The sequence below is a fragment of the Kitasatospora sp. NPDC004723 genome, assembly GCF_040609255.1.
Classification (GTDB): domain Bacteria; phylum Actinomycetota; class Actinomycetes; order Streptomycetales; family Streptomycetaceae; genus Kitasatospora.
The window spans coordinates 46,778-55,580 of the sequence record NZ_JBEXJT010000054.1 but is presented as its reverse complement, the minus strand read 5'-3'; the positions used below and the strand labels follow the sequence as shown (position 1 = coordinate 55,580).

The window sequence follows — 8,803 nt, the reverse complement described above, 5'->3', positions numbered from 1 at the left end:
GTGGGGTGGGGAGCGCCCCCCGCTGGGCGCGGGGCCCCGGGGGGCCCCGCCCCGGGGCGGGGCGCCCGGGGCGGCGGGGGGGGGGGGGGGGGTGCGCCGGCCGCCGACGGGTGCGCTCAGCGGCTCCGGGTGGAGCCGACGGTCTCGGTGATCGCCCGCAGGGACTCCTTGAGGGAGCCCATGGTGGCGAGGACGGCGGTCGGCTCGTAGCCGCAGTGCGCCATGCAGTTGGCGCAGCGGGCGTCCTTGCCGCGGCCGTACTTGTCCCAGTCGGTCTTCTCGATCAGCTCGCGGTAGGTCGGCACGTAGCCGTCGGCCATCAGGTAGCAGGGCCGCTGCCAGCCGAACAGCGAGTAGTTGGGGATGCCCCAGGCGGTGCACTCGAAGTCGACCCGGCCCTCCAGGAAGTCCAGGAAGAGCGGGCTGTGGTTGAGCCGCCAGCGCCGCCGCCGGCCGCCGGCGAAGGTCTTGCGGAACAGCTCGCGGGTCTGCTCGACGCCGAGGAAGTGTTCCTGGTCGGGCGCCTTCTCGTAGGCGAACGCCGGGGAGATCATCATCTCGTCGACCTTGAGCTCGTCGTTGAGGTAGTCGAGCACGTCGATGATGGTCTGCGGGGTGTCGGTGTTGAAGAAGGTGGAGTTGGTGGTCACCCGGAAGCCGCGCCGCTTGGCCTCCTTGATCGCCGCCACCGCCTCGTCGAAGGTGCCCTCCTTGGCCACCGAGGCGTCGTGCCGCTCGCGCAGCCCGTCGATGTGCACGGTGAAGGTGAAGTAGGGCGAGGGCTTGAACTTGTCGAGCTTCTTGCGCAGCAGCAGCGCGTTGGTGCAGAGGAACACGTACTTGCGGCGTTCGACCAGCTGCCGGACGATCTCGTCGATCTGCGGGTGCATCAGCGGCTCGCCGCCGGCGATCGAGACCATCGGGGCGCCGGACTCCAGGACCGCCCCGACCGCCTGGGCGACCGGCATCCGCTGCTTCAGCACGCCGGCCGGGTGCTGGATCTTGCCGCACCCCTCGCAGGCCAGGTTGCAGGCGAAGAGCGGTTCCAGTTCGACGATCAGCGGGAATTTGTCGCGTCGCTTGAGCTTCTGCTGCATGAGGTAGGTGCCGACCCGCACGGTCTGGCGCAGCGGCATGGCCATGGCTAGCTCGCCTCCTGGGGGAGCGTCGAGGATGTGGGGTGGTTCAGGGCGGCGGGCGCGGGGCGGGCGCGCGGCGGCCGGTCGTTGTGCAGGTGCCAGTCGACCAGGGCGGGCACCGTGGAGCGCAGGGTCCGCCAGGCGCGGACCCCGGCCGGCAGGGTGCCCGGGCGCAGCAGCTCGCGCTCGGGCGTGTCGACGACGACCCGCAGCACGGCCGCGGGCAGGCCGGGCCGCAGTTCGCGCAGGGCGGCCAGCACGGCGGCGGCCTCCATGTCGACGGCGAGCGCTCCCTGCAGGTGCAGGGCGCGCCGCTCCAGGCCGCGCACCACGTGGTCGGCGGTGTGGTGCACGCCGGTGTGCGCGGTCAGGCCGCGCACGGTCAGGGCCCGGTGGAGCGCCGGGCCGGAATCGACGGCGAAGTGGTTCCCCTCGGCATCGCGCACCCCGTCGGCAACGATCACCTCTCCGGGCGCTATTCCCGGCGCGACGGCGGCGCCGAAGCCGGCCACCACGATGGCGCCGTAGCCGCCCGGGGCGGCGGTGAGCAGCCTCCTGACGGTGAGTGAGGCCCGGCGGCGGCCGACCCCGGTCCGCACCACGACGGGCGGGCCGCCCGCCGCACCGCGCCAGTCCCCTCCGCGCAGGGCCCACACCTCGGGGCCGAGCGCGCACAGGACCAGCAGCGGGGAAGCGGTCACCGGGACGCCCCGATCCCGGCGGGACCCCCGGCCGGGCGGCCGATCGCGGGGTTGCCGTGCAGGTAGCGGCCGAGCGCGGTGACCGGGAACACCAGCCGGTACAGGTGGTAGTTGATGGAGAAGTCCCACGGGAAGCCGGTGCCGGTGAACTGGGGCTCGTCCCAGGTGCCCTCGGGCAGTTGGGTGCGCACCAGCCAGTCGACGCCGCGCTCCACCGCCGCGTTGGCCCGGCCGTCCGGTCCCTCGCCGGCCGCGAGCAGCGCCATCAGCGCCCACGCGGTCTGCGAGGCGGTGGACTCGCCCCGCCCGGCCCAGCGCGCCGGATCGTCGTAGGAGCGCATGTCCTCGCCCCAGCCGCCGTCGGCGTTCTGGCGGTCCTCCAGCCAGCGCACCGCCCGGCGGATCGCCGGGTGCTCGGCGGGGACGCCGGCCGCGACCAGGGCGGGCAGCACCGAGCCGGTGCCGTAGATGTAGTTGGTGCCCCAGCGGCCGAACCAGGAGCCGTCCGCCTCCTGGTTGCGCAGCAGCCATTCGACGCCGCGCCGGGTGCGCGGGTCGGCCGCCCGGCCGACCTCGGCGAGCATCTCCACGACGTGTGCGGTGACGTCCGCGGACGGCGGGTCGACGACCTCGCCGAAGTCGCAGAACGGCAGCTTGTTCGGCAGCGTGCTGGTGTTGTCGACGTCGAAGGCGCCCCAGGCGCCGTTCTTGGACTGCATGCCGAGGTTCCACCGCACGCCCCGGTCGACGGAGGCGGCGACCTTGCCGGGGTCGGGGTGGGCGACCCGGCGCAGTGCGAGCACCACCTCGGCGGTGTCGTCGATGTCCGGGTAGGTGTCGTTCTCGAACTCGAAGGCCCAGCCGCCGGGGGCGAGCGAGGGCCGCTGGACGGACCAGTCGCCGGCCTTGGTGATCTCCTCGCCGAGCATCCAGTCGACGGCGGAGACCAGTGCCGGGTGGTCGGCCGGTACGCCGGCGTCGACCAGGGCGATGGTGGCCAGGCAGGTGTCCCAGACCGGGGACTGGCAGGCCTCCAGCCAGCGGCGGCCGTCGGGGGTGTGCACGGTGAAGCGGTCGAAGGAGGCGAGGCCGGCCCGCATCACCGGGTGGTCGAGCTCGTAGCCCTCCAGGTTCAGGGCGATCAGCGAGTAGACGGCGGGCGGCTGGATGCCGCCCCAGCAGCCGTCGGCCTCCTGGCGCTCGACGATCCAGCGGCAGGCCTGGGAGAGCGCGAGCCGGCGCAGCGGGCGCAGCGCGCGCCGGTGGTAGGCGTGCAGGACCTTGTCGAGGCGTTCGAACAGGCCGTCCCAGCTGGTGGCCGGGGCCATCGGCCGGGCGGGGTAGGGGTCGTCCGGGTCGGTGTGCAGCTCGGTGAGCGGGAAGGGCGCCGGGCGCACCGGGCGGTGGGCGGAGACGATGGTCAGCGGGACGATGGTCTGCCGGGCCCAGCAGCCGAAGGCGTAGATGTTCAGGGGGAGCCACTTGGGCAGGAACATGATCTCCGGCGGCATCTCGGGCAGCCGTTCCCAGGGCCACCAGCCGAAGAGCGCGAGCCAGATCCGGGTGAACACCCGGGAGGCGGCGATGCCTCCGGCGGAGCGGATCCAGCGGGCGGCGGCCAGCATGTGCGGGGCGTTCGGGTCGTCGCCGGCGAGCTTCAGGGCGACGTACGCCTCGACGGTGGTGGAGAGCTCGGCCGGGCCGCCGTGGAAGGTGGACCAGGTGCCGTCCTCGCGCTGCTGGGAGCGGATCCACTCGGCGGTGGCCTTGGTCTGCTCCTCGGTGAGGATCCCGAGGAACTGCCGGAGCAGTAAGTCCTCGGCGTCCATGGTGACGTTGGTCTCCAGATCGCCCTTCCACCACCCCTCGGAGCTCTGCAGGGAGAGCAGGTGGGTGGTGGCACGGGCCAGTGCCTCCTCGGCGGAGGCGGCCCCGTCCTGCTGCTGATCGGTCCGGCCGGCCGGGGCGTCCGGGGCGGATCCCTCGGGCTGCCACCGCCCGGCGCTCAGCAGCGCCGGGGGGAGGCCGCCCACCGCGACCGGCTCGGAATCGTACTCAGGGTCGAGCCGGCCGTCCGCGGTTGCTGTCAACGTAACGTCACCTCTCTCGTACCACCACGAATTCGGCGAGTGCGACGAAGTGCTCGCGCACCACATCGGGCATGGGCACCTCGTCCAGCGCGGCGAGGGCAGTCGTGTGCTGGCGGCGGGCCTCCTCCTGGGTCCAGGCGCGTCCGCCGGCCTTCTCGATCAGCAGCGCGCGGGCGGCCAGCTCGGTCTCGCTCTCCTCGCCGCGCCCCTTGGGGTCGGCGAGCTGTTCGGCCAGTTCGCGGGAGGCCTCGCCGCCCTCGGCGAGGGCGGCGGCGACCGGCAGGGACTTCTTGCGCTGGCGCAGGTCGCCCCAGTGCGGCTTGCCGGTGACCTCGGTGGCCCCCCAGATGCCGAGCAGGTCGTCGACCGCCTGGAAGGCCAGGCCCAGGTGCTCGCCGAAGCGCTGGAGGGAGTCCGAGACCCGGTCGTCGGCGCCGGCCAGGACGGCGCCCAGCGCCGAGGCGGCGGAGAGCAGGGCGGCGGTCTTGCCGCCCTCCATCTCCAGGCACTCGGCGACGGTGACGGTGTCCCGCTGCTCGAAGGCGACGTCCATCGCCTGGCCGTCGATCAGCCGGCGGCTGGCGGTGTTGAGCAGCCGGACGGCGCGCGCGGCATCGGTGGGGCTCGCCCCGCCCGTGGTCGCGGCGTCGAGCAGCACCTCCGTACCGAGCGTCGCCAGGGCGTCACCGACCAGGATCGCCTGGGACGGGCCGAAGACCGTCCAGGCGGTGGCCCGGTGGCGCCGGGTCTCGTCACCGTCCATCAGATCATCATGGAGCAGGGAGAAGTTGTGCACCAGCTCAACAGCGACCCCGCCGGGCACACCGGCCTCCGCCGGGGCGCCGGCGGCCTGGGCCGAGAGCAGGGCCAGGGCCGGGCGGACGGCCTTGCCGCCGTCCCCCGCGACCGGTGTGCCGTCCCGGTCGATCCAGCCGAAGTGGTACGCCGCGACGGTGTTCATGGGTTCCGCCAGACGGGCGACGGCGGCCCTCAGCGGCGGGGTACAGAGCGCGCGGGTGCGGTTGAGCAGCTCCGGCACCGAGACCGGTTCGGCATGTGCCGTGCCTCCGACGGCCGTGCCGATGCGTGACTCCACGTACGTTCCCTCTCCCTGGTGGTGCCTGGCCGCGTGGGACGGCCGGACGCTGGCGGTGGTGGTGCGGCCGGTGGGGCCACGGCCGGCACGGGGGGTCGCGCCGCCGGGACCCGGGCGGTGGGCGCCGGCTCTGGCGGGCTCGCCGCGGTCCCCGGTGCGCTGGGCGCCGGTCACCGCGGCCACCTCCCGTCGCCGCGGTCCGAGGGCCGGCGCCGACCCTCGGCGGCGAGGGCCGCGTCGGCGGCGGCGTGGCCGCTGCGCACCGCCCCCTCCATCGTCGCGGGCCAGCCGGTGGCCGTCCACGCGCCGGCCAGCAGCAGTCCGGGGACGGCGGTGAGCGGGCCCGGCCGCAGCGCCGCCGTGCCCGGGGCCGGGTCGAAGGTGGCGGTGCGCTCCCTGGTGACGAAGAAGTCCAGCACCTCGGCGCCGCCGGCGGCGGGCAGCAGCCGGGCCAGCTCCGGCAGGTAGCGCCGGCGCAGCTCGGCGACCGGCAGGTCGATCTCGTCCTGCACCGCGGACTGCGACAGGGCCAGGTACTGGGCGTCCGGGTGGGCCGCGCCGAGCTCGGTGCCGGCCAGGCCGGAGTGCCGGGTGCGGTCGAAGACCCACTGGACGGGCGAGCCGAACGCGGCGAAGAACGGCCTGCGCAGGACGCGCCGGTCGTAGATCACGTGCACGTTGAGGATCGGCGCGGTGCCGAAGCCGGCCAGCCGCTCCTGCCCGGGGAGCGCGTCCGGCGGCAGCAGGGCCGCCGCGGTGTCCTGGGCGCCGGCCAGCACCACGGTGTCGGCGGCGAGCGGCTCGTCGACGCCCTCCAGCCGGACGGCGTGCTGCGGGACGGCCGGCTTGAGCTCGCTCACCCGGGCGCGCAGCAGTACCTTCACTCCGGCGCGTTCCAGCTCGGCGAGCGCCCGGTCGTGGTGGATCACGCCGAGCGGGACGGTGGGCGTGCCGATGTCGGAGGCCCCGGGGTCGGACAGCAGCCCGGTCTTGAACACCATGGCGGCCAGCGCCAGCGACACCTGGTCGGCGCGGGCGTTCAGGGTCGCCACGCCCACGAGGTCCCAGAGCGCGGCCAGGGTGCGATCGTTCTGGCCGTGGGACCGCAGCCAGTCGGCGAAGGAAACCTCGTCCAGCGCCGGGTCGGCGAGGTCGAGGCGGCGCAGCGCCAGGGCGCCGCGCACCACCCGGGCCCGGTCGGCCGGGCTCAGGTGCGGGTAGCCGGCCAGGCTGCCGGCCAGGTGCAGCGGCACCGGCAGTGCGGCGCGCTCCAGCTTGCCCAGGGTGCGCACCGGTGCGCCGGCGGGCCCGGAGACGCCCAGCACGGGCACCTGGAGGCGGTCCTGGAGGTGCACCAGCCGGTTGGCGCCCAGCCGCTCCAGCAGGCCGCGGTAGGCGGTGCAGCAGCGCAGGTAGACGTGCTGGCCGTTGTCGACGGTCAGCTCGCCGCGCCGGAACGAGAAGGCCAGGCCGCCCAGCCGGGGACGGCCCTCGGCGAGGGTGACCCGGTGGCCGGCCTCGGCCAGCCGCAGGGCGGCGGTGATGCCCGCGAGGCCGCCGCCGACCACGACGGCGGCCGGGCGCGCGGAGTCGGCTCGCCCGGTCATCGGACCTCCCCCTCGCGTCCGGCGTCCGGTCCGGTCACGGCCGGAGCGCCCGTGGTCAATGCGGTCGGACCCGGGACCGGTGCGGTCGGATCCGGCACAGCCGTCAACAGGGCTCTACCCACAAGTGATTCCCCGCTGACACAGCGTGACAGAACTGTGGCAAGAATCAAGAACGCCCCCCGGCGAGCCCGGAAAGCGCGACGTACGCCTTCTCCCAGCCCGGCAGCGACACCCGGCCGCGCAGCACCGACTCCGGGTCGGCGGCGATCCGGCCGAGCAGCCGGTGGTAGATGCCCGCCATCGCGGCGGTGCAGGCCCGGCTGCGGCGGTCGAGCATCGGCAGCAGCCGCAGGCCCTCCTCGAAGGCCGCCTGGGCGCGGGCCGCCTCGAAGGCGATCAGGCCGGTGAAGTCCGCGCCGACCGGCGGCCGGGACTGCGCGAAGCCCTCCTGGCAGCCGAACCGGACGAGGTCCTCGGTCGGCAGGTAGGTGCGGCCGTTCAGGGCGTCCTCGCGCAGGTCGCGCAGGATGTTGGTGAGCTGGAGCGCCAGGCCGAGGGTGTCGGCGTACCGGGCGCCGCGCTCGGGGTCGTCGCAGCCGTACACGCCGAGCGAGAGCCGCCCGATCGCCCCGGCCACGCACCGGCAGTAGACCTTGAGCTCCTCGTACGTCTGGTACTCGGCGCCCTTGAGGTCCATCTCGACCCCGTCGATCAGCTCGTCGAAGCCGCCGAGCGGGATCGGGAACCGCCGGGCCGCGTCCGCCAGCGCGACCTTGATCGGGTCGGTGTCGTCCTCCGCGACCGAGCCGGCCCGGATCTCGTCGAGCAGCTCGCGGGTGCGCAGCAGGGCCTCGGCCTTGCGGTCGTCCGGGAGGTCGCCGTCGCCGATGTCGTCCACCCGGCGGGCGAGCGCGTACAGGGCCGACATGGCCAGCCGCTTCGGTTCCGGCAGCAACCTGATGCCGTAGCTGAAGTTGCGGGCCTGCAGCCCGGTCACTGCCTCGCAGTACCGGTACGCCGCCATGACCGGCGCCGACGCCAGTGGTGATGCCGCCACGCGGGCGTTCACCTTCCCTTCGCGAAGATGGCCGCCGCCTTCGCTGCGAGGCGGCGCTTGTCCGGCTTCGCCTGCTGGGCGAGCACGTCGTACCCGGCGTCCTCGACGGCCGCCAGGGCCGCGTGGCCGCCCGCGGTGAATCCCGCCAGGAGCAGTCGAAGCCTCCCCCGAACCGTACCTACCAATGGCGCACCGCGGTCGAGCAGGGTGCGGGCCCGGTCCACCTGGAAGGAGATCAGCCGCCGCACGGCGGGGCTCGCGCTCGGCGCGGCGAGGTCCTCCTCGGTGACCCCGAACCGTTCCAGGTCCTCGGCGGGCAGGTAGATCCGGCCGCGGGCGAGGTCCTCGGCGACGTCCTGGAGGTGCTCGACGATCTGCAGGGCGGTGCAGACGGCGTCGGACATCGCCACCCGCTCGGGGGTGGAGACGCCGGCGATGGCGAGCACCAGGCGGCCGACCGGGTCGGCGGAGAGCGTGCAGTACTCGAGGAGGTCGTCGTAGCGGGGGTAGCGGTCGGTGGTCTGGTCGACCCGGTTGGCCTGGATCAGCCGGCGGAACGGCTCCGGGGTGAGGCCGTGCCGGTCGACCAGCGGGACCAGCGGGCGCATCAGCGGGTGGCGGGGGGCCTCGGCGGCCGAGGACGGGGCGAGGGCCGTCTCGAAGACCCGGTCGAGGTCGCGCTCCAGGCCGTCCAGCAGGGCGAGCCGGAAAGCGGTCTCCTGGGGGCCGGGCCGGTGCGGGCCGGCCCCGGGCCCGGCCGCGGGGGCGGGCGCCGCGGGCGGGGCGGGCACGCCGAGCAGTGCGGCGGTGCCGGCCGGGTCGGCGAGGTCGCCGTCACCGGCGTCGTCGACCAGCCGGGCGAAGCCGTAGACCGTCATGAGGTCGTCGCGCCACGCGGCGGGCAGGAAGAACGGGGCGACCGGGAAGTTCTCCGCGCTCGCCTTGGCGAGGGTCGCCGCTCCCGCGGCACCCTCCGCGGGCGGGGAATCACTGTTGGGCTGGGCCGAAGCCGACACTGCTGTCACTCCCCCGTTCTACACCGCTCCGGTGACCGGCCCGAGTCGGACACGCGTCCGACCACGGGAGTCACGTCCGGCACACCACCCCCGCGCC

Annotated in this window: 7 protein-coding genes; all 7 read right to left on the bottom strand. The window is 74.7% G+C overall.

All coding sequences use genetic code 11. The annotated features are described in order from the left end of the window. Nucleotides 1-116 precede the first annotated feature (116 nt). The gene (gene hpnH, locus ABZW10_RS33695; RefSeq protein WP_355373792.1) at nt 117-1,142 is read right to left on the bottom strand and encodes an adenosyl-hopene transferase HpnH; all 1,026 of its coding nucleotides are present in this window, start codon (nt 1,140-1,142) and stop codon (nt 117-119) included. Between the two features lie 2 nt (nt 1,143-1,144). Beyond that, nucleotides 1,145-1,840 carry a 1-hydroxy-2-methyl-2-butenyl 4-diphosphate reductase gene (locus ABZW10_RS33690; protein ID WP_355373790.1) on the bottom strand — a complete coding sequence of 232 codons (696 nt, stop codon included), beginning with the start codon at nt 1,838-1,840 and terminating at the stop codon, nt 1,145-1,147. Continuing rightward, nucleotides 1,837-3,930: a squalene--hopene cyclase gene (shc, locus tag ABZW10_RS33685; protein ID WP_355373787.1), complete on the bottom strand. Its 2,094-nt coding sequence runs from the start codon at nt 3,928-3,930 to the stop codon at nt 1,837-1,839. Before shc ends, ABZW10_RS33690 begins: the two co-directional genes overlap by 4 nt. A 7-nt stretch (nt 3,931-3,937) precedes the next feature. Then, complete coding sequence (locus ABZW10_RS33680) at nt 3,938-5,014, bottom strand: polyprenyl synthetase family protein (RefSeq protein ID WP_355373813.1); 1,077 nt, start codon at nt 5,012-5,014, stop codon at nt 3,938-3,940. 182 nt (nt 5,015-5,196) lie between these two features. Continuing rightward, on the bottom strand, nt 5,197-6,633 hold the full coding sequence (gene hpnE / locus ABZW10_RS33675) for a hydroxysqualene dehydroxylase HpnE (RefSeq protein WP_355373785.1): 1,437 nt from the start codon (nt 6,631-6,633) through the stop codon (nt 5,197-5,199). A gap of 166 nt (nt 6,634-6,799) precedes the next feature. Next, on the bottom strand, nt 6,800-7,657 hold the full coding sequence (hpnD, locus tag ABZW10_RS33670) for a presqualene diphosphate synthase HpnD (protein WP_355373810.1): 858 nt from the start codon (nt 7,655-7,657) through the stop codon (nt 6,800-6,802). 41 nt (nt 7,658-7,698) lie between these two features. Beyond that, nucleotides 7,699-8,706 (bottom strand): squalene synthase HpnC, encoded by a 1,008-nt coding sequence (hpnC, locus tag ABZW10_RS33665; RefSeq protein ID WP_355373807.1) that lies wholly within the window; start codon nt 8,704-8,706, stop codon nt 7,699-7,701. Between the last annotated feature and the right edge of the window lie 97 nt (nt 8,707-8,803).

Excerpts from the sequence above, each read along its gene's own strand:
- hpnE (WP_355373785.1), bottom strand. The coding sequence starts at position 6,633 with ATGACCGGGCGAGCCGACTCCGCGCGCCCGGCCGCCGTCGTGGTCGGC.
- hpnD (WP_355373810.1), bottom strand. The coding sequence starts at position 7,657 with ATGGCGGCGTACCGGTACTGCGAGGCAGTGACCGGGCTGCAGGCCCGC.
- hpnH (WP_355373792.1), bottom strand. The coding sequence starts at position 1,142 with ATGGCCATGCCGCTGCGCCAGACCGTGCGGGTCGGCACCTACCTCATG.